Source organism: Denitrobacterium detoxificans (assembly GCF_015062615.1).
Taxonomy (GTDB): domain Bacteria; phylum Actinomycetota; class Coriobacteriia; order Coriobacteriales; family Eggerthellaceae; genus Denitrobacterium; species Denitrobacterium detoxificans_A.
In genome coordinates this window covers 225,826-245,372 of sequence record NZ_SUUH01000003.1, presented here as the reverse complement: position 1 = coordinate 245,372, position 19,547 = coordinate 225,826, and the positions used below count along the sequence as shown (strand labels likewise).

Below are 19,547 nucleotides of genomic sequence, written 5' to 3'. Positions count from 1 at the left end.
CCTGCCCCCGTGATGCGGAAGCAGGGCGTACAAAGCGTATGAGGACGGTTCGCTAGCTGCGAACTTCAGCGCCCGTGGCAGCGCAAACCTTCTTGACCAGGCGATTATGAGCCTTCTCGATTTCCTCGCCGGAAAGCGTATGGTCGGCAGCACGATACTCCAAGGCGAAGGCCATGGACTTCTTGCCAGCGCCCAGGCGCTCTTCGTCGCGATACACGTCGAACAGATGCGCGCTTCCCAGCAGCTTGCCACCAGCGCTCGTCATGCACTGCATGAGCCTCTCGCAGGTAACGGCCTCGTCAACCACGAATGCCACGTCGATGGACGCAGGCGGGAACTCGGGAACGGCCTCGGTCTCACGCTCGAAGCGGGCGATTTTCACCAGGGTTTCCAGGTCGAGCTCGAAGGCGACCACGGGAGCATTCGCCTCGAAGGCATCGGCGGCCAGAGGGTGGATCTCGCCAACCCAGCCAACCTGAGCGCCACCTGCCTGCAGCTCGGCTGCACGGCCCGGCTGCAGGAATGGAGCAGCTTCCGCGTCGAGCGCCTTGAAGCGGGCCTTGGGCAGCGCCAACTCGCGCACGATGTTTTCCAGAATGCCCTTACCGTCGAAGAAATCGAACGGACGAGCTGCGACGTTCCAGCCATCAGCCGTCATGGCACCCGCAAGCACGCAGGCGATCTTCGTGCGCTGACGAGGCAGCTTGCGACCTTCGTGGGCAGCGAACACATTGCCCACCTCGTACAGCTGGATGTTAGCAACGCCATGGTTTTGGTTATAGGCAACGCTACGCAGCAGGCCGGGAACGAGGCTCTGGCGCATAACCGACTGGTCGGCGTTGATGGGGTTGATGAGCTCCACGGCTTCCTCGCCCTCGGCGGGAACCATGCGCAGGCGCTCCATGTCCGTGGGGTTAGCGAACGCATACGTTTGCGTCTCGTTCACACCGCTGGCGCGCATCGTGAGATGCAGCTTCGCCGTAACCTGCTCTTCCCAGGTACGCTTGCCAATGCGGCCGCGACCGCCAGGCAGCGTGCCAGGGACCTTTTCCATGCCGTACAAACGCAGGACCTCTTCGTAGAGGTCGATTTCGCGCTCGAGGTCGGGACGGAACGTGGGCACGAAAACCGTGTACGTCTCGCCCTGGGATAGCGCGACCGCGCAGCCCAGGCGCTCAAGGATGTCAACGGCTTCCTGGGCGGGAATGTCGGCGCCCATCATCTGACGGCAACGGTCATGGCGATACGTGAGGGTGTGGGGCTCGGTCTTCTGAAGCCATTGGTCGACCAGGCCTTCCGAAACCTCGCCACCGCATACCTGGGCAATGAGCGCAGCGGCGAAATCGGCGTTGCGGGCGATGGTCACGTCATCGACGCGGCGCTCGTAGCGCATGCTCGATTCGCTGATGAGGCCCAAGTTGCGGCTCGTGCGGCTGGTATGCGCGGGGCTGAAGGTGGCAGCCTCGAGCAGCACCGTGGTGGTTTCGTCAGAAACTTCGGTTTCCAGACCGCCCATGACTCCGGCAAGCGCGATGGCGCGCTCAGGCGTGGCAATGACCGTCATGTCGTTGGTAAGCTCGCGCTCCTCGCCGTCGAGCGTGGTGAGCTTCTCGCCATCTTCGGCAGCGCGCACTACGATGTGGGCCTTGCCATTGGCGGCAACCTTGTCGAAGTCGAACGCATGCAGCGGCTGGCCCAGCAGGAACAACACGTAGTTGGTGATGTCGACGACGTTGTTGATGGGGCGTGCGCCTGCAGCAGTAATGCGCTCTGCCAGCCATTCGGGGCTGGGGCCCACCTTCACGTTGCGAATGACGCGCGCAGTATAGCGCGGGCAGCGAGAGGCATCGGCCACTTCGACCTCCACCAGGGAATCGGTAGCCGGAGCAGATTCGACGAGCTCAACGCCCTCGGTGGCAGCCTTCACGGGCACGCGATACATGGCACCCATCTCGCGCGCCATACCCTCCATGGAAAGGCAGTCAGGGCGATTCGGGGTGATTTCCAGGTCGAGCACGCGGTCGGACAGGCCAGCGTACTGAGCGTAATCCATGCCCAACGGCGCGTCTTCAGGCAGAATGATGAGGCCATAGTTATCGCCCTCGAAGCCCAGGTCGCGCGGGCCGCAGTTCATGCCCATGCTCACTTCGCCGCGCAGCTTGCTCTTCTTGATCTTGCCCACGGGGAGCTCTGCGCCGATCATGGCAACGGGAACGCGGTCGCCCTCGTTGAAGTTCTGCGCGCCGCAGACGATCTGCAGGGACTCGGGTTCGCCCTGCGCATTGACGTTACGCTCGCCCACGTTCACCTGCGTGATGAACATGTGGTCGCTGTTCGGATGGGGCACTTTGCCCACGATTTCGCCAATGTAGACGCCCGTAAAGCCGCCAGCGCGCTCTTCCACGCCCTCGACGCCCGTGCCCGTAAGATCAAGCTTGTCGCACAGCGCCTTCGTATCGGCGGGCACGTCCACGTACTGCGACAGCCATTTCAAACTTACTTTCATGTGCATCTTCCTTTACCAGAAGCAATAAGGTTCACTTTGCATTGCCAAGCATTCCAACCCGGCACAGCGAAGGCCCGAAGGGCCAAGCGGGATCAGACAACCCGGCAAGCCGAAGGCCCGAAGGGCCAAGCGGGATTGGAAACCCCGCACCCCGCGTAGCCGAAGGCCCGCAGGGCCGAGCGGGACCAGACAACCCCGCGACCGGACTGCCGGAGACTCCGGCAATTCTAGCGAGTGCGAGAGGCCCGACGGGCGAAGGGAGTTGGCTATATGCCCAACGACCGTAGCCCGGAGCGCCTCTCGCGCCGCTAGAATTGACGGAGGAAGCGCATATCGCCTTCGAGGAGCATCCTCAGGTCGGGCACGTTGTACTTCAAGCACGCGATGCGCTCGACGCCCATACCGAATGCGAAGCCAGAATACACTTCGGGGTCGATGTCGGCATACCCGAATACGTTCGGGTCGACCATGCCGCAGCCAAGCACTTCCACCCAGCCCGTGCCCTTGCAGAAGCGGCAGCCTTCGCCATGGCAAATGCCGCAGCTTACGTCGGCTTCCGCAGAAGGCTCGGTGAAGGGGAAGTAATGGGGACGCAGGCGCGTCTTGCGGTCTTCGCCGAACATCTGCTTGCAGAAGTAGTCGATGGTGCCCTTCAGGTCGCCAAAGGTGATGCCCTTGTCGACTACCAGGCCCTCGATCTGGTTGAACTGGGGAAGGTGGCTGGGGTCGGCCACGTCGCGACGGTACACCTTGCCAGGGGCAATGATGTAGATGGGGGGCTTCTGCTGCTCCATCACGTGAGCCTGCACGCCACTGGTCTGCGTGCGCAGGAGCACGTCGCTTTCGCCACGCACAGCCGCGGTGTCGCCGGAACGGTCCACCACGTAGAACGTATCCTGCATGCCACGCGCCGGATGGTCGGCGGGCGTGTTGAGCGCCTCGAAGTTGTAGTAGTCGCTCTCGACTTCAGTGCCGCTGGCCACCGAATAGCCGATTCCCATGAAGATCTCGGCGATCTCGTCGGTAATGCGGCTGATGAGGTGGCGCGTACCCACCTGCTGCGCACGACCGGGAAGCGTGATGTCCACGGCGCCCGCTTCCATCTTCGCCTCCAGCTCGGCACGACTCAGGTCGGCCTTCTTCGCCTCCAGGGCACCCTCTACCGCGTTGCGCACGACGTTAAGCGTCTTGCCCACTTCTGCGCGCTGCTCCTTGGGCACCTGGCCCATGCCACGCAGATAGCCCGTCAGGCTACCCTGCTTGCCCAGAACGCTCACGCGCACCTGCTCGAGCGCCGCCGTATCGGAGGCAGCTTCGATTGCCGCCAGCGATTCGGCTTGTAGGGCAACGAGTTCATCTACGACTGCCATGCATGTCTCCTTTCACGAAACGAGCCCCTTCCCATCCTTGCTTCCAAGGACGAGAAGGGGCTCTCGCGGTACCACCCTGGTTGGCGGACATGCTGCCCACCCACTTGTATGCCCGATAACGGAGGCTACCGGCACGACCTACTTGCTTGCACGTTCACCCATGCGGCTGGTAAAGGGAATCACCGCGTATGCTGCCGGGCCCTTTCAGCCAAGGGGCCCTTCTCTGCGTTCGCACGTACCGCGGCGCTGTCTTCGTCATAGCCTTTGGTATTCGATTGTGCATCGCAGTGTAACGCATTACGCGAACGAGTTGCATCCCCTTTCACAAAAGAACGAGAGGGCATCGCAATATGCGCCATATGGAAAGGGCGACATGCGAGCATGCATGCCGCCCTTTCACGGGAGGGGTTTCCCCAACGCGTTTCTACGCGATGAGAACTATTCGATGCGGCTTATGCCGTAGCCAGGTCGTGGCCCAGCAGATAGCCGTAGGTGATGCAACGGCCATGGTTGTTGCCAGCCACGTTGATGGGATAGTCAACGGCGTTCACGTCGCCCATCACGTTGCCCAGGCAGTACAGGCCATCGATGGGCTCGCCATCTTCGCCCAGGCACTGGAAGTCGGTGTTGACCTTCAGGCCGCCCGTGACGGTGAGCAGCGCGGGGCCGACCTTCAGAGCATAGAAGGGACCCTGCTTCACGGGCGTGAGGAAGACCGGCTTCTTGTAGTAGTCGGTGTCCTCGCCCGCTTCGCACATGCCGTTGTAACGCTCGACGGTAGCGGAGAACGTCTTGGCGTCGCAACCGATCTTCTTGGCCAGCTCTTCCAGCGTATCGGCCTGATATGCCATACCAGCCTCGATGTACGTGGGGATCTGGGTCTCGAAGTATGCGGGGGCCAGGGAAAGGTCGCTGCCATAGGGGCGGAAGCTATCCCAGAACATGCCGCCGCCATAGGGAAGGCCGTTCACCAGGTCGGTCTGCCAGTTGGCGTCGAAGATCGACCAAGCCTCGCCGTTGGGCTGGCGGTTGATGGCCAGGGACTTGCCCTGTACCCAGGTGTCTTCGCACATGAAGCGCTCGCCGTTGTCGTTCACGAACAGGAACGGGCCATGGAACCAGCAGAACGCCTGCGGATGCATCATCGTGGGCAGGGGCAGGTCCTGCAGCTGAGCGCCAGCCCACATGCCCATCTTGTGACCGTCGCCCGTGTTCACGCCCACCGGGGTGTACTGAGAGCGGTCGAAGCCGTACTCAACGCAGATGGGAGCATAGGCTTCGCACATCTCGCGGTTGCCGCCGATGTCGCCGGTGCACAGAACGGTCTTCTTGGCGACGTACTGCACGTAGCCTTCCTTGGTCTTGCAGATAGCACCCGTGACCTTGCCGTTTTCGGTAACGAGCTGCTCGGCCGGAGATTCGAACACGAATTCGGCGCCCGCCTTCACGGCGTCGTTGTAAAGGAGCTCGGCGCCCACGAAGCCCGTGGACTTCATGCCGCTGCCTTCGGGAGCCATGACCATGTGATAGCCAGGCTGCTCGGCGTATACGTCGTCATGGCTGTAGAATGCGCCAACCATAACGGAGCAACCAGCTGCCTCGGCCTTGTCAAGAAGCCAGTTGCTGGCTTCCTCGGAGTTGTTGAAGAACTTCACGATGAGGTCTTCGTTCGCGCGGCTAGCGCACTGGGCGATCCAGTGCTGCTTGGCGTTGACCTTGTCGACCTTGATGCCCAGCTCGTCCAGGTAACGGGACTTGATGGCGCCGAAACCGCCACCACGGCCATTCCAGCTGCTGGTCTTTTCGACAACGGTTACCTGACCGCCCTTTTCGGCTGCGGCGCAAGCGCATGCGCAACCGGAAATGCCAGCGCCGATAACCAGGATGTCGGTGTTAACCGTCTTGGCGATATCGGTAATGGGCTCGGGAGCAGTTTCCCACTCGTAGCCGCTCGTGGTAGAACCCGCCGTCGCAGAAGCCTCTTCGCTGCGCGACTTCGTGTTGCCGCATCCCGTGAGAGATGCCGCGGCGGCAGCAACGCCCGTAAGCGCCGCGCCGGTCAGAAAACCGCGACGAGAAATGTCCTTCGTCATATATTCCCTCCTATGTCGGAAAAGCGCATGGGCCTCCCGCCAATGCGCATGCCGCTCCCCGCGGCACGCCCCGAATCATAGGATCGGCGCATATATAAAACTATGGGCTAGAGCAGCCCATTTCCAAAAATGAACCGTTTCGGCCCATAGGCCATTGCGTGAATTGGACCCTCTTTACGCGCGCGTGGGGTAGAATGTGCCCCACGCGACAGGGCGCGGACGGGAGGGACGCCCGCGAGAGATTGATTTTCTCTGTCGCAAGGGAGGAATGTATGGCACTGCGCCCACGAGCGAATGGATCGCTCCTAACGTTTATCGGACTTGGTTTCTGGCAGGCATGGTGGATGATCGCCATGTGCTCGAACATGCTTCCGCTGCATAACACCGAAGGATCGGGACCCCTCGCCTTCGTGATGGTGGCCACCGCGTTGGGATATCTTGCCGTGGCCTTCCTGCCCAAGAAGATTATGCCCTTGGTAGGCAACATTCCGTGCTACGGCGTGTGCGCATTTCTCGCCACAGGCGGTTCGCTGGGCCTTGTTGCGGCCGGCTTGCTTTCGGGAACGTCCGCCTACGTGGTGTTCGTCGCAAGCGTCATCTGCTTTTCGCTGGGCAATGCCCTGCTGCTGGCCATGTGGGGCGAATTCTGGAGCACGCTGGCCATGGGCCGCGTCGCACGGTGCCTCATGGCGTCATACGTGTTCGCGTTCGTGCTGTTCTTCGCCGTTCTAAGCGTTCCCAACGCACTGGGTGCACCGCTGCTGGCCATCATGCCCACCGCATCGCTTCTGATTCTGTACCTTTCGCGCAACGAGCCGAAACGCGAAGCAGCGCAAACCCAGTTCGAGATGGAATCGAAGCCGTCGGCATTCATCTTCGTGCCCTTGGTGCTGCTGAGCATCATCTGGGGCACGACCCAGGCGATCTTTCCCTACCTGGATACGCAAGGCGGGGGAAGCATCGGCGCATCGGCCCTGGCAGCGGGGCTGCTCCTGGCCGCCGTGCTCGTTTCCACCATCGTGTTCCCGCCCTCCATCGAGCCCGTGGCGCTCTACCGCATCATCGTGCCCTCCATATCGTGCGGCTTGATCATGATCGTCATCGCACCCGAGCTGATGGCCAACGTGGGCAACGGCCTGGTGATGGTGGGCATCTATGCACTCGACATGCTCGTCATGCTCGTATCCACCGACCTGGCGTTTCGCATGCACAAGCCGCCCGTACGCTATTTCGCACTGGCCGTCTTTGCCACGCGTATCGGCACCGCCGTAGGAACCATAGCCGCGCACGAGATGATGGTCTACTTGCTGACCAACGGCGACTGGATACACGACACCATCCTCACCTGCGCAATCATTGCCATCATCATTGGCTCGCTCGTGTTCACGCAATCCGACCTCATGAAGCTCTACCGCACGCGTCCCGTGCACGCCGCCACCGTTTCGCTTGACGAACGCTGCGAAAACATCGCCCAAGCGTTCGGCCTTACCAATCGCGAAAGCGAAGTGCTCAGACTGCTGGCACGCGGCCGCAGCATTCCCTACATCGCCAAGGAACTAGTCATTGCCAACGGCACGGTGAAGCATCACGTATCGAACTTGTATCGCAAGATTGGCGTATACGACCGCCAGAGCCTGCACGACGTCATCGAGCAGGGCGCAAAGCAATAGCGCTACTCGCGCGCCGCGTTGATGACCTCCAGGAAGTCGGCGCCGTAGCGGTCGGCCTTCACCTGGCCCACGCCGCTCACCTCCAGCAGTTCCGCCTCGTCATGGGGCATCCTGCGACACATATCGTGAAGCGTGTGGTTGCTGAATACCACGTAGGCGGGAATGCCCGCTTCCGCAGCAATGTCGGCGCGCAGTTCCTTGAGCTTGCGGAAGAGCTCAGGGTTGGCCGGGGCTTCGGCATACCCCCTGTTGCGGGGCGTACCCACTGGGCCCGGACGTCCTTCGCGCATGCGTTTGCGGTCGCGATCGAGATCGTTTTCCTTGGGAACCTTCAGACTGAAGCTCTGATGGCTTCGCAGGAATTCCGCCGACTGCGGCGTGGCCTGCACCACCTGGAACTTCCCATCGCGAATGTCGACCTGAGCCAGAATGCCGCGCTCGACGAGCGCATCGAGGATGAACCGAATGTGACGCGTGCCCTCATCGCGCATAATGCCATACGTGGAAAGCGTATCGAAGCCGCCAAGCGTCATTCTCTGGGCCTTCGACCCACGCAGAATATCGACGATGGTGCTCTTCCCCACCGTACGGTTCCGTTGCTGCAGGCGATACACGCAGCTGATGATCTTCTGCGCTTCGACCGTAACGTCGCGCTCTTCGAACTGCGTCTCGCAATTGCCGCAGCTCCCGCAATACCCCGGGGCTTCCTCGTCGAAGTAGTTCAAAATGAACCTGCGAAGGCAATCCTGCGTGGTAGCGTAGAACGTCATCATCTTCAGGCGGCGTTTCGCTCGCTTGAGCAGCTCGGCGCGCGTAGGCGCATCGATGCCCGGCTGCTCGCCATACCCCGCATTGATAAGGAACTCGGCGGTTCGCACGTCCTTGGGCGCATACAGCAGAATGCAATCGGCGGGTTCCCCATCACGACCCGCACGGCCCGCTTCCTGGTAATAGCTTTCCAAGTCGAGCGATATGTTGTAGTGCACGATGAAGTTCACGTTGCTCTTGTCGATGCCCATGCCGAACGCATTCGTGGCCACCATGATCTGGGCTCGGTCGTACACGAACGCCTCCTGGTTGGCGCGGCGTTCGCGATCGCCCAGACCAGCATGGTAGCGCGTGGCGGAATACCCCCAGCTATTCAAGGTATCGCACACCTCTTCCACCGCCTTGCGGGACATGCAATAGACAATGCCCACCTGACCTTCGTGCTCTTCCACGATTTTGCGCAGCATGCCGTCCTTGCTCTTCGGACCGCTGGAACCCGTGGGACGCTTCACCGAGAAATGCAAGTTAGGGCGATCGAAGCTTGCCGTAATCTGCAGGGGATCGCGCAGCTGCAGGCTCTCGCGAATATCGTCACGCACCTGGCGCGTGGCCGTAGCGGTGAACGCCGCCACGACGGGACGCGTGGGCAGCTCTTCCACGAACGAAGAAATGTGCTGGTAGTCGGGCCGGAAGTCCTGCCCCCACTGGCTGATGCAATGCGCCTCGTCGATGGCAACCAACGCTGGCGGGCACTGGGCACAAAACGCTCGGAAGTCATCACGCGACAGGCGCTCGGGGGCAATGTAGAGCAGGCGAACGAGACCCGCTTCCACGGCCTTCAGGGTATCGCGCTGGGCAAGCGGGGAAATGGAGCTGTTTACGAATGCCGCCGCAATGCCCGCCTGCTCCAGGGAATTCACCTGGTCTTTCATAAGCGATATGAGGGGCGAAACCACCAAGGCATACCCACCCAGGCACACGGCAGGCACTTGATAGCACACGCTCTTGCCCGCACCCGTGGGCATGACGGCCAGCACGTCGCGCCCTGCCATGATGGCATGCACGATCTCGGCCTGGTTGGGGCGAAACGCGTCGTACCCGAAATGGCGTTTGAGAGCCGCTTCGGGCGTAATACCTTGCTGATTGGCGGGCATACGCAATTACAGGTCGAACGAACGATAGAAGCAGCTGTTCTGGCCTGTATGGCATGCGGGACCCGCAGGCTCCACCAAGGCAAGCAGCGTATCGGCATCGCAGTCATAGCGCAGCTCCACGAGCCTCTGCACGTTGCCGCTTTCTTCGCCCTTATGCCACAGCCTGTTCCTACTGCGCGAGAAGAACCAGGTCGTACGCTCGTCGAGGGTACGCTGCACCGTTTCAGCGTTCATCCACGCCATCATGAGCACGTCCTTCGTGGAGGCATCTTGCACGATGCAAGGAATGAGCCCCGCTTCGTTGTAGGTAAGGTCGGCCACGTTGAGCGCGTCGATTTCCTTGTTCACTGCACGCCTCCTGCGTTCGCATTCGCAACTGGTATACATGAAATACAACGGCCGGGGCGCATGCGCAACCCCGGCCGTGCAATCTCTATGCGAGCCTACTGATTATCGTCGGCCTTGTTGGCAGCCAGCATCTGCTCGAACATGCTGGAAGTCTGGTTGAAATCGTTGGGAAGGACCACCGTGGAGGAATTGCCCTTCTTGGCGAACTCACCCATCATCTCAGCCCACTGGGTGAACAGGAACAGCTGGTTGGCCTCACGCGTGGAAACGCCCGATTCGCGGATGACATCGAGCGAACCGGCAATGCCCTCGGCGATGGCCTTGCGCTGAGCGGCGATACCGCGGCCAGACTCCTCCATGGCCTGAGCTTGGGCCTGAGCCTCGACGACGACCTTGATGCGATCGGCATCGGCCAGTGCCTGAGCCGCTTCCTTCTCGCGCTGAGCGGAATTGATCTTGTTCATGGACGCTTCCACGTCGGCGGGAAGGCCAATGGACGTAATGAGGGTGCTTACGAGGTCGTATCCATAGCCAACCATACGCGCAGCTACCGTGGTGTTCACGTCGGCGGCGATGCTGTCCTTGTTATCGAACACGGCGTCGAGGTCGTAGTTCGGGATGGCGGAACGCAGGGCGTCGGCGATATAGGCGCGCATCTGGTCTTCGGGATCGGCCAGCATGTAATAGCTGCGGAACACGCCACTCTGGGTGGGATCGGCACCGCGATCGTAGTTCACGTGGTACTGCGCCGCCACCGTCATGGTAATGGTTACGTTGTCCTTCGTCTTGCCATCGATCTGCATGGCCGTCTGACGCGTGCGGAGGTCGACCTTCGACGCAATGCGCTCCACGAAGGGGATCTTCACATGCAGGCCGGGCAGGGCCGTGCGGTTGAAGCGCCCGAAGCGCTCGATGATGTATTCCTGCTGCTGCTGAACGACAAAGATGCCGCTGAGGAACAAGAGCAGGAAGACGAAAGCGATAAAGACAAAGGGAAATAGAACTGCCACGAGTGCTCCTTCAATCGGAAAACGTTCGCATCATCATACCGCAGAACGATGCTCCCATCAGGTGATTTTTCGGGGCCAGTAACAAGCACGCGAAACGAGCTATTCGAACATGTGCGCTCTTAGCCGAATCCATGCATGGCACATACGTTCCATGGTAAAGTGGGACCTACGTAGATTCATTGAGGGGGCCATATGACTCGCACTTCAAATGCACCTATCATCCATGGCATCAAAGCGACCCTGGTCGTGGTCGCGCTTGCATTCGCATTCGCTGCCACCACTTCCACCGCATGGGCCAGCCAGGAAGACGGCCTGGAAAACAGCTGGCGCTACTCCGACGGCGAGCTCATTGGCGCCTCCGACGACGATGGCGCGTTCGATGTAGGCGAAGTTTCCGGCCTCACCGCGCAGTCCACGTCTCCCGACTTGGTAAAGTTCGGCATCGACGTAAGCCACCACCAGAAGACAATCGACTGGGCCCAGGCAAAGTCGCGCGTACGCTACGCCATCGTGCGCTGCGGCTGGGGACGCAACACCTCAGCCCAAGACGACAGACAATGGGCTAACAACATCCGCGGGGTCCGACAGAACGACATCCCCTTCGGCGTATACATCTACTCGTATGCCACGAACGCCACCGAAGCACGTGACGAGGCGCAGCACGTCCTGCGTCAGCTCCGCGAGCAGGGCATTACGTACGAGGAGCTCTCTCTGCCCATCTACCTGGATATGGAAGACAATTCGACCAATGGGCTGAGCAGAAGCACCTATGCGGAAATCGTTGACGCATTCCGCAACGAGCTGCAGAGCAACGGCTACTGGGAAGTGGGCGTATATGCAAGCTGCTCGTGGTGGGCCGACAACCTTTCCGAAATCGATATGGGCAGCGACTGGATGTGGATCGCCCGCTATTACAGCAGCAAGTACTACACGCCCGGGCAAGACGGCTACTCCACCACGCCCTTCGGCGGCAAGTTCAGCAGCCTGGCGAGCAATGGCTGCGGCATCTGGCAATACAGCTCGATGGCCCAGCTTCCCGGCATTCCGGGCAACACCACCGATGTGAACGTAGCCGATCTGAACATGCGGTTCCTGCAGGGCAACTACGCCTCGGGCACCATGTTCCGCCTGTACAACCCGAACTCGGGCGAGCACTTCTACACCGCAAGCCAGCACGAGGCCGAATTCCTCACGTTGGCTGGATGGAACTGGGAAGACAAGGGCTGGGTTGCCCCCACGTCGGGCAGTGCCGTCTATCGCCTGTACAACCCGAACGGAGGAGACCACCACTACACCCTTTCGGCCGAAGAGAAAAACCATCTCGTAAGCCTGGGCTGGCGCTATGAGGGCGTGGGATGGTATAGCGCAGGCGAGTCGGGAGTGCCCCTGTACCGCCAGTACAATCCCAACGCCAAGTCGGGCTCGCACAACTTCACCACGAGCACGAGCGAACGCGATTCGCTGGTAAAGCTGGGCTGGCGCGACGAAGGCATCGCCTGGTACGCCAAGGCGAAATAGCACGCCAACGCAACGCGCAAACGAAGGGCAGGCACGATGGCCTGCCCTTTTTCATGATATGCATGTGTTGAACCACGTGGCTACAGGCGTACGTGAACGCCCTGGGAGCGCAGATATTCCTTCACCTGGCGCACCGTATACGTGCCGAAGTGAAAGACGCTCGCAGCCAGCACGGCATCGGCCTCGCCTTCGATGATGCCCTCGGCGAAGTGCTCGAGCGTGCCCACGCCACCGCTGGCGATGACGGGAATGTCCACCGCGCGTGCAATGGCCCGCGTAAGGGGAATATCGAACCCATCCTTGCTGCCATCGCGATCCATGCTTGTAAGCAAGATCTCGCCCGCACCGCACGCGGCAACCTTCTGGGCCCACTGCACGGCGTCGATACCGGTATTCTTACGCCCGCCATGCACGTACACTTCCCACTTGTTGGGATTGCCCGCTACCTGCTTGGCATCGATGGCACAGATGATGGCCTGGCTGCCAAACGCCGCAGCCGCACGCGTGATAATCGTGGGGTCTTCCACCGCCGCGCTGTTCACCGACACCTTGTCGGCTCCCGCCGCAATCATCGTGCGAATATCCTGAACGGTGCGGAAGCCGCCACCCACGCAATACGGCAGGTGCAGCTCTTCGCTCGCCCTGCTGGCCAGTGCCACCGTCGTGGCGCGACCCTCGTGCGTGGCCGTGATATCCAGGAAGATGACCTCGTCGGCCTTCTGCTCATCGTAGCGCTGAGCAAGTTCGATGGGATCGCCCGCATCGCGCAGGTTCACGAAGTTCACGCCCTTCACGACGCGCCCGTCCTTTACGTCCATGCAGGGAATCACGCGTTTCGCCAGCATGTCGCTCCTTCCCGTGTACAGCCATGCGCCGAAGCGCGGCAACTAGCAGAATCTAGGCCCCTACAGGGCATCGCAGAATGATTGCGCCTCGGCAACGCCAAGCGTGCCCTCGTATACGGCACGGCCGGTGATAACGCCCTCGATAGACTGCGCAACCTGGGCAAGGTTGCGCAGGTCGTCCATGTTGGTCACGCCACCGCTGGCAATGACCGGATTTCCGAATACGCGCGCCATGCGTTCGTAGGCTGATGCATCGATGCCCGTCTGCATGCCGTCGCGGGAAATGTCGGTGTACACCAAGTGCCTAAACCCTGCGGCAGCCACCTCGGCAACCAGCTCTTCGGCGGGAACGCCCGCGCCTTCGCGCCAGCCCTGGATAGCCACTTCCCCGCCACGCGCGTCGATGCCCGCGCACAGCATGTCGCCGAACTTGGCAATGGCCTGCTCGGCGAACTCCTTGTCGACTACCAGCGCGCTTCCCAGAACCACGCGACTCACACCCGCATCGTATAGGCGCTGCACGGCAGCCATATCGCGAACGCCGCCACCGTTTTCAACCTTGAGCGACGTTGATTCGGCAATACGCTCGATAAGGGCCAGGTTCTCCTGCTTGCCCGAGCGAGCTCCGTTCAAGTCGACCACGTGCACCCACGTAGCGCCCGCATCTTCGAAGCGCTTGGCCTGGTCAACGGGGTCTTCGTTATAGACCGTCACGCGATTGTAGTCGCCCTTCGCCAGGCGCACGGCGCGACCGTCAAGAATGTCGATGGCAGGAAGCAAGTACATGGCTAACCTTCCTTTACGATGCTCATAAAATTGCGAAGCACGGCCAAGCCGGCATCCGAGGATTTCTCGGGGTGGAACTGCACGCCATACGCGTTGCCCCGCTGCACGACGCTGGGAAACGCCACCGAATGCTGGGTCGTGGCGACCATGCATTCGCTTTCGCAGGCAATGTAGCTATGGGTGAAGTAGAAATACTCACCTTCGGGTATGCCCGCCAGCAGGCGGCACGCATCCCAATTCGAGCCGACGGCGGGCTCGATAGTATTCCATCCCACGTGGGGAACCTTGTAGAACGCACCCGACTCATCATGCGAGTGCATGCGATCCACGACGCCGGGAATGACGCCCAAACCGGGGGCAGTGGGATTGCCCCCTTCGGTGCCCTCGGCGAAGAGCAGGTGTAGGCCCAAACAGATGCCCAAAAATGGCACGCCTTGGGCAATGCGCTCGCGAATAACCTCCATCTGCCCGCTCTGGAGCATGGAAGCGGAGGCATCAGCGAATGCGCCCACGCCCGGTAGCACGATGGCCTGGGCGGACGCGATGCGCGCAGGGTCGGAAACGATTTCCGCTTCCCCACCTACGGCAGCAAGTCCGCGCTGGACGCTCTTCAAATTACCCTTGCAATAATCGACGACCGCGATCATGTGAACTCCTTGGCAAAACGAGCGCTACAGGGCGCCCTTGGTGGAAGGCAGCACATTGGCAATGCGCGCGTCGATGCGCGTAGCCTGGCACAACGCACGGCCCGTGGCCTTGAAGGCGGCCTCGATGATGTGATGCGCGTTCTCGCCCGCAAGGCTGCGCACGTGCAGCGTGAGCCCCGCGTTGCTGGCCAGCGCGATGAAGAACTCCTTCGCAAGCGAGGTATCGAACGTGCCAATGATTTGAATGGGCAGGTCGACGGCGTAGTGCAGCTGGCCGCGCCCCGAAATGTCTATGGCAGCAAGCAGAAGCGATTCGTCCATGGGAACGAAGCTGTTCCCAAAGCGCACGATGCCGCGCTTGTCGCCCAGCGCCTGCGCAATGGCCTGGCCAAGCACGATGCCGCAATCTTCCACGGTATGATGTGCGTCGACTTCTATGTCGCCCTTGGCGCGCACGCGCAGGTCGAAAAGGCCATGACGTCCAAATGCGTCGAGCATATGGTCGAAGAAGGGCACGCCCGTCTGAATGTCGGTAATGCCCGTGCCATCCAAGTCGATGGTGATGTCGATATCGGTTTCCTTGGTCGTGCGCGTAACGTGCGCCACGCGAGTACCTTCGGCCATGATCGACCCCTCTCTACGCCAAAATCGCCTGCAAAGCGGCGATAAGCCTATCATTTTCCTGGGGCATGCCCACGCTAATGCGCAGGCACCCAGACGTAAGCGCACCTGCGCTGAAGTCGCGTACGAGCACGCCCTGTTCGTATAGGCGCTCCCATACGACAGAGGCATCCTGCTCGAAGCGCACGAGCAGGAAGTTCGCCGCACTCGGATACACCACGACGCCCGGTAGGGCCTGCAATTCCGCAGCAAGACGGGCGCGTTCGGCAACGACGAGCGCAATGCCCTCGTCGAACGCGACGCGGTGCCGCACCACCTGCAGGGCGATGGCCTGCGAAACGGCATCGACCGAATACGGCTGGCGTACCTTCGTAAGCTCGGCCACAACCGCAGACGACGCAAGCAGATACCCCATGCGCACGCCCGCAAGGCGATATGCCTTGGAAAACGTATGCAGGATAACCAGGTTGTCGTACGTAGCAAGCAGCGGCGCGGCGCTGGCATCGCGCGGCGCGAATTCCATGTATGCCTCGTCGACCAGCACCAATGCATCGGTAGCCTGCAGCAGGCGCTCGATGAACGCAAGGGGCGCCACATCGCCCGTGGGATTGTTCGGGCTGGTGATGACCACCATGCCCACATCGCCCTGCGAAGCGCGTGCGACGACCGCGTCTTGGTCGATGGAAAAATCGGGCAGACGCGGAACGTCGATGACCTGCGTGCCGGTAAGGCGCGCGTTGGCAGCGTACACGCTGAACGTGGGCGGCACGTTCAGAAGCGCATTTCCCTCGCCGCCCCAGGCCAGAGCCAGATCGAACAGCAACTCGTCGCCACCATTGCCGCAAATTACCTGGTCACGCGTAACCCCATGCCATTCGGCGATGGCCTGGCGCAGCTCGTTGGCCATGGGGTCGGGATAGCGATTGAACGCCATGCGCGCGATTTCCCCTTCGATGGCCCGCCTCACGTCGGCGGGAACATCGAACGTAGTCTCGTTGGCGTTGAGCCCCACCTGCGCAGGCAGGTACTTCGGGTCATAAGGCTCGACGCCGCGAAGCAGGGAATTCGAAGCACGCAGCTTAGCCACGATTCAGCTCCTGCAGGCGCAGGCGCACGCTTTCCGCGTGACTCCACAGGCCCTCGCGATCGGCAATGGCCACGATGGCGTCACCGTCGTCAGCGAGCGACTGACGCGTGTACTGGATGACGCTCGAGTGCTTCATGAAGTCCATGGTGCCTAGCGGACTGCTGAACTTCGCGGTGCCACCGGTGGGAAGCGTGTGGTTCGGGCCGGCCACGTAGTCGCCCACGGCCTCGGGAGTCCATTCGCCCAGGAAGATGGCGCCCGCGTTGCGGACGGCACCCAACTGGCCCATGGCGTTGGCGATGTGCATTTCCAGGTGCTCGGGGGCGATGACGTTCACCGCGCCCATGGCCGTTTCCATGTCGGGGCAGACCACGATGAGACCCTGGTCGCGCAGGCTAGCCGTGGTGATGTCGGCACGCGTGCTGCGCTTCATGTGCTGCTCGATGTTGGCTTCCACCTCATCGGCATACGCGGCATCGAAGCACACCAGATAGCAGCTGGCCAGCGGGTCGTGCTCGGCCTGGGCCATGAGGTCGATGGCGACCATCTTCGGGTCGGCCGTTTCGTCGGCAACCACGCAAACTTCGGAGGGGCCGGCGATCATGTCGATGCCCACATCGCCCATGACGATCTTCTTGGCCGCTGCAACGTACGCATTGCCAGGACCCGTGATCTTGTTGACGGGCTCGATGGTTTCCGTGCCATACGCCAGCGCGGCAATGGCCTGCGCGCCGCCGATGGAGTAGATCTCGCTTACGCCGCAGATGCGACAGGCTTCCAGAACGGCCGGATCAAGCGAACCATCCTTCGTGGGAGGCGTAACGCACACGATGCGCTCCACGCCTGCCACCTGGGCGGGAATGGCGTTCATGATAACGCTGGAAGGATACAGGGCGCGGCCTCCGGGAACGTAGATACCCACGGCCTCGATGGGCGTAAGCTTGCTGCCAATAAGCGCGCCGTTGGGACGCACGGCAAACATGCTTTCCTGCAGCTGACGCTCGTGGAACTCGCGAACCTGGTTGGCGGCGTGTTGCAGGCTCTTCGCCAGATTGGGGTCGAGCGTAGCCAGGGCCGCATCGATGGCCTCCTGGCTTACGCGGAAGCTCTCGAGTTCAACGCCGTCGAAGCGCGCGGTGAAATCGCGCAGCGCAGCGTCGCCGCCTTCGCGCACCGCATCGACGATGTCGGTGGCAGCCTTCAGGGCCTGTGCATTGAAGGCGCTCGTGCGCTTCAGGTGGCCGTTATTGAACTTTTCTCCCGCATTCAGCACTACACGTCGCATGGGTCACTCTCCTTCTACTCTGCGATGTTGGTTTTCAACGTTGTGGCTAGGCGCAACACGCGTTCGTCCATGCGGAACGCGCAAGGGTTGGCGAAGAAACGAGCAGTGGATTCCATGACGTCGTCCACCACTTCCAGGTTGTTCTCGCGAAGCGTGGTGCCCGTGGCGGTGATGTCGACAATGCGGTCGGACATGCCAATGAGCGGGCCCAATTCGATATTGCCGTGCAGACGAACGATTTCCACCTGCTGGCCAATGCGATCGTAATACGCCTTCGTGATGTTGGGATACTTGGTGGTAACGCGGATGCTGCCCAGCTTGCGATAGCGTTCCTGTACTGCGGGCGTTGCACCCTTGGGCTGCGCCACCACGAACTTGCATGCGCCGTATTGCAAATCGACGAGCTCCACCACGTCGGGACTTGCCTCGACGAGGCTATCGCGACCGCAGATGCCGCAATCCGCAGCGCCCATGGCCACGAAGACCGGAGCATCAGTGGGACGCACGATGATGTAATCGACGCCCGGGTTGCTGATGATGAGCTGGCGGCCCGGGTCTTCCAGGCCGGTGGTATCGAGACCGGCTTGCGCCAAGACGCGAATGGTGTCGGCATTGAGCGAGCCCTTCGGCACGGCAATGCGCAAGGGGCGACTAGCGCCCGCCTGGCCCGCAAGCGCGGCCATGACCTGCTCCAAGTAGAACGCGAAGCCACCAGCGGGAAGCGAATCGCCATCGTAGGAGGCAAGCATGCCGTCGTAGCGGCCGCCGCTTCCCAGGCTGGCGCCCATGCCGGGCACGTACGCCTCGAAGACGATGCCCGTGTAATAGTCGAACGAGCTCATGATGCTGAAGTCGATGAGCAGCGCGTCTTCCATGCCCTGCTCGCACAGGATGTCGAACGTGCTGGCCAGATCGGCCAGGCCACGGGCGCACCCCAGCGGCTCGGCAAGCTGACGGGCGCGCTCGATGGCGTCGCGGCCACCACGAATGAGCGGCAACTGCGCAATGGCACGCGCGAACGCCGTGGGGACCTCGGGCAGCGAGGTCAGGCGATCGAGCTCGATGAAATCGGATGCGTGGTACGCTTCGAGCACCTGGTTCTTCCAGGCGCCATCGGCCGGGCAGGTTTCCAGCAGCGCGCGCAAGACGCCCACGGTGCCAAGCGCGATCTTGAACGTGGCCAGCCCAGCGGAACGCAGCGCCGAGGCGAACAGGCCCACGATTTCAGCGTCGACCTGCGGGCCTTCGATGCCCAGGCATTCCAGGCCAATCTGCGTGAGCTCGCGCGAAGCGGCCTGCTGGTCGGCCTCGCGGAACACGCGCTGCGTATAGCGAAAGCGGAAGGGGCCCGCCTGGCCGCGCAGACGCGTTGCGCACATGCGCGCCACCTGCATGGTCACGTCGGGGCGCAGGGCGAGCAAATCGCCCGAAGCGTCGAAGAGCTTGAAGGGCAAAGACGGAATGCGGCCCGCGGCGCGCAGGACGTCCATGCGCTCGAGGGACGGGGTTTCGATGGGCGCGTAGCCATGCTCCGAGAACAACGCCTGAACCTGGCTGTTGATCTGTTCGCGCTGCAGCGCTTCTTCGGGCATAACATCGCGCAATCCCGCCGGCGTAACGTAATTCATGTCATCCCCACCTTTCGCTTGGCCCATACACCAGTATACTGGTCGCTCTTCTTCCAAAACCGCTCATTTTTCCAAGCGGATTATTGATAACAGGTTTCTGACCTGGCCACTTTAGTACGATAAAGTGCTAAAGTGTTAGGGGTATTATACAATACGTCGCGAAAAAGGGAATACCTCGGCAAAATGAGCACATAGCAAGGGGCGGCCACGC

The 19,547-nt window shown here is 61.5% G+C and carries 15 protein-coding genes; 2 read left to right on the top strand and 13 right to left on the bottom strand.

Going from position 1 to position 19,547, the window contains the following annotated elements; genetic code table 11:
- Window positions 1-52: 52 nt before the first annotated feature.
- The 3 genes from pheT to E7002_RS06215 all read right to left on the bottom strand — a co-directional run bounded on the left by pheT (window position 53) and on the right by E7002_RS06215 (window position 5,969).
- Window positions 53-2,506: a phenylalanine--tRNA ligase subunit beta gene (pheT, locus tag E7002_RS06225; RefSeq protein ID WP_303727996.1), complete on the bottom strand. Its 2,454-nt coding sequence runs from the start codon at window positions 2,504-2,506 to the stop codon at window positions 53-55.
- 308 nt (window positions 2,507-2,814) lie between these two features.
- On the bottom strand, window positions 2,815-3,876 hold the full coding sequence (gene pheS / locus E7002_RS06220; RefSeq protein ID WP_303727995.1) for a phenylalanine--tRNA ligase subunit alpha: 1,062 nt from the start codon (window positions 3,874-3,876) through the stop codon (window positions 2,815-2,817).
- Between the two features lie 452 nt (window positions 3,877-4,328).
- Window positions 4,329-5,969, bottom strand: a complete 1,641-nt coding sequence (locus E7002_RS06215) for an FAD-dependent oxidoreductase (protein WP_303727994.1) — start codon at window positions 5,967-5,969, stop codon at window positions 4,329-4,331.
- 272 nt (window positions 5,970-6,241) lie between these two features.
- On the opposite strand from E7002_RS06215, the gene E7002_RS06210 reads away from it, so the two are divergent.
- Entirely contained in the window at window positions 6,242-7,639 is a 1,398-nt protein-coding gene (locus E7002_RS06210) for a LuxR C-terminal-related transcriptional regulator (protein WP_303727993.1), read from the top strand.
- Between the two features lie 2 nt (window positions 7,640-7,641).
- On the opposite strand, the gene recQ is transcribed toward E7002_RS06210, so the two are convergent.
- From recQ to E7002_RS06195, 3 genes are all read right to left on the bottom strand, one after another.
- Window positions 7,642-9,561 (bottom strand): DNA helicase RecQ, encoded by a 1,920-nt coding sequence (gene recQ, locus E7002_RS06205; protein ID WP_303727992.1) that lies wholly within the window; start codon window positions 9,559-9,561, stop codon window positions 7,642-7,644.
- A gap of 6 nt (window positions 9,562-9,567) precedes the next feature.
- Window positions 9,568-9,909, bottom strand: coding sequence for a phosphoribosyl-AMP cyclohydrolase (gene hisI / locus E7002_RS06200; RefSeq protein WP_303727991.1), 342 nt, complete (start codon window positions 9,907-9,909; stop codon window positions 9,568-9,570).
- Between the two features lie 95 nt (window positions 9,910-10,004).
- Window positions 10,005-10,919, bottom strand: a complete 915-nt coding sequence (locus tag E7002_RS06195; RefSeq protein WP_303727989.1) for an SPFH domain-containing protein — start codon at window positions 10,917-10,919, stop codon at window positions 10,005-10,007.
- Between the two features lie 192 nt (window positions 10,920-11,111).
- On the opposite strand from E7002_RS06195, the gene E7002_RS06190 reads away from it, so the two are divergent.
- Window positions 11,112-12,437: a GH25 family lysozyme gene (locus E7002_RS06190; protein ID WP_303727988.1), complete on the top strand. Its 1,326-nt coding sequence runs from the start codon at window positions 11,112-11,114 to the stop codon at window positions 12,435-12,437.
- 80 nt (window positions 12,438-12,517) lie between these two features.
- Here E7002_RS06190 and hisF read toward each other — a convergent pair whose 3' ends face one another.
- From hisF to hisG, 7 genes are read right to left on the bottom strand one after another with little or no spacing between them, the layout of a single operon-like run.
- Window positions 12,518-13,282, bottom strand: coding sequence for an imidazole glycerol phosphate synthase subunit HisF (gene hisF / locus E7002_RS06185; RefSeq protein WP_066660660.1), 765 nt, complete (start codon window positions 13,280-13,282; stop codon window positions 12,518-12,520).
- A gap of 60 nt (window positions 13,283-13,342) precedes the next feature.
- Window positions 13,343-14,068 carry a 1-(5-phosphoribosyl)-5-[(5-phosphoribosylamino)methylideneamino]imidazole-4-carboxamide isomerase gene (gene hisA, locus E7002_RS06180; RefSeq protein WP_303727987.1) on the bottom strand — a complete coding sequence of 242 codons (726 nt, stop codon included), beginning with the start codon at window positions 14,066-14,068 and terminating at the stop codon, window positions 13,343-13,345.
- Between the two features lie 2 nt (window positions 14,069-14,070).
- Window positions 14,071-14,715: an imidazole glycerol phosphate synthase subunit HisH gene (gene hisH / locus E7002_RS06175; protein WP_303727985.1), complete on the bottom strand. Its 645-nt coding sequence runs from the start codon at window positions 14,713-14,715 to the stop codon at window positions 14,071-14,073.
- 24 nt (window positions 14,716-14,739) lie between these two features.
- A complete protein-coding gene (gene hisB / locus E7002_RS06170) occupies window positions 14,740-15,339 on the bottom strand; it encodes an imidazoleglycerol-phosphate dehydratase HisB (protein ID WP_303727984.1) in 600 nt (199 codons plus the stop codon).
- A gap of 13 nt (window positions 15,340-15,352) precedes the next feature.
- Window positions 15,353-16,423 (bottom strand): histidinol-phosphate transaminase, encoded by a 1,071-nt coding sequence (gene hisC, locus E7002_RS06165; protein ID WP_303727983.1) that lies wholly within the window; start codon window positions 16,421-16,423, stop codon window positions 15,353-15,355.
- The gene (hisD, locus tag E7002_RS06160; protein WP_303727982.1) at window positions 16,416-17,708 is read right to left on the bottom strand and encodes a histidinol dehydrogenase; all 1,293 of its coding nucleotides are present in this window, start codon (window positions 17,706-17,708) and stop codon (window positions 16,416-16,418) included. The genes hisC and hisD overlap by 8 nt, the downstream gene beginning before the upstream one ends.
- Window positions 17,709-17,722: 14 nt before the next feature.
- Entirely contained in the window at window positions 17,723-19,336 is a 1,614-nt protein-coding gene (gene hisG / locus E7002_RS06155) for an ATP phosphoribosyltransferase (protein WP_303727981.1), read from the bottom strand.
- Between the last annotated feature and the right edge of the window lie 211 nt (window positions 19,337-19,547).

Coding starts and splice junctions, on each gene's coding strand:
- hisB (WP_303727984.1), bottom strand. CDS start 15,339: ATGGCCGAAGGTACTCGCGTGGCGCACGTTACGCGCACGACCAAGGAA.
- E7002_RS06215 (WP_303727994.1), bottom strand. CDS start 5,969: ATGACGAAGGACATTTCTCGTCGCGGTTTTCTGACCGGCGCGGCGCTT.
- pheT (WP_303727996.1), bottom strand. CDS start 2,506: ATGAAAGTAAGTTTGAAATGGCTGTCGCAGTACGTGGACGTGCCCGCC.
- hisA (WP_303727987.1), bottom strand. CDS start 14,068: ATGTACTTGCTTCCTGCCATCGACATTCTTGACGGTCGCGCCGTGCGC.
- E7002_RS06190 (WP_303727988.1), top strand. CDS start 11,112: ATGACTCGCACTTCAAATGCACCTATCATCCATGGCATCAAAGCGACC.
- hisG (WP_303727981.1), bottom strand. CDS start 19,336: ATGAATTACGTTACGCCGGCGGGATTGCGCGATGTTATGCCCGAAGAA.
- hisF (WP_066660660.1), bottom strand. CDS start 13,282: ATGCTGGCGAAACGCGTGATTCCCTGCATGGACGTAAAGGACGGGCGC.
- recQ (WP_303727992.1), bottom strand. CDS start 9,561: ATGCCCGCCAATCAGCAAGGTATTACGCCCGAAGCGGCTCTCAAACGC.
- hisD (WP_303727982.1), bottom strand. CDS start 17,708: ATGCGACGTGTAGTGCTGAATGCGGGAGAAAAGTTCAATAACGGCCAC.
- hisH (WP_303727985.1), bottom strand. CDS start 14,715: ATGATCGCGGTCGTCGATTATTGCAAGGGTAATTTGAAGAGCGTCCAG.
- E7002_RS06210 (WP_303727993.1), top strand. CDS start 6,242: ATGGCACTGCGCCCACGAGCGAATGGATCGCTCCTAACGTTTATCGGA.
- pheS (WP_303727995.1), bottom strand. CDS start 3,876: ATGGCAGTCGTAGATGAACTCGTTGCCCTACAAGCCGAATCGCTGGCG.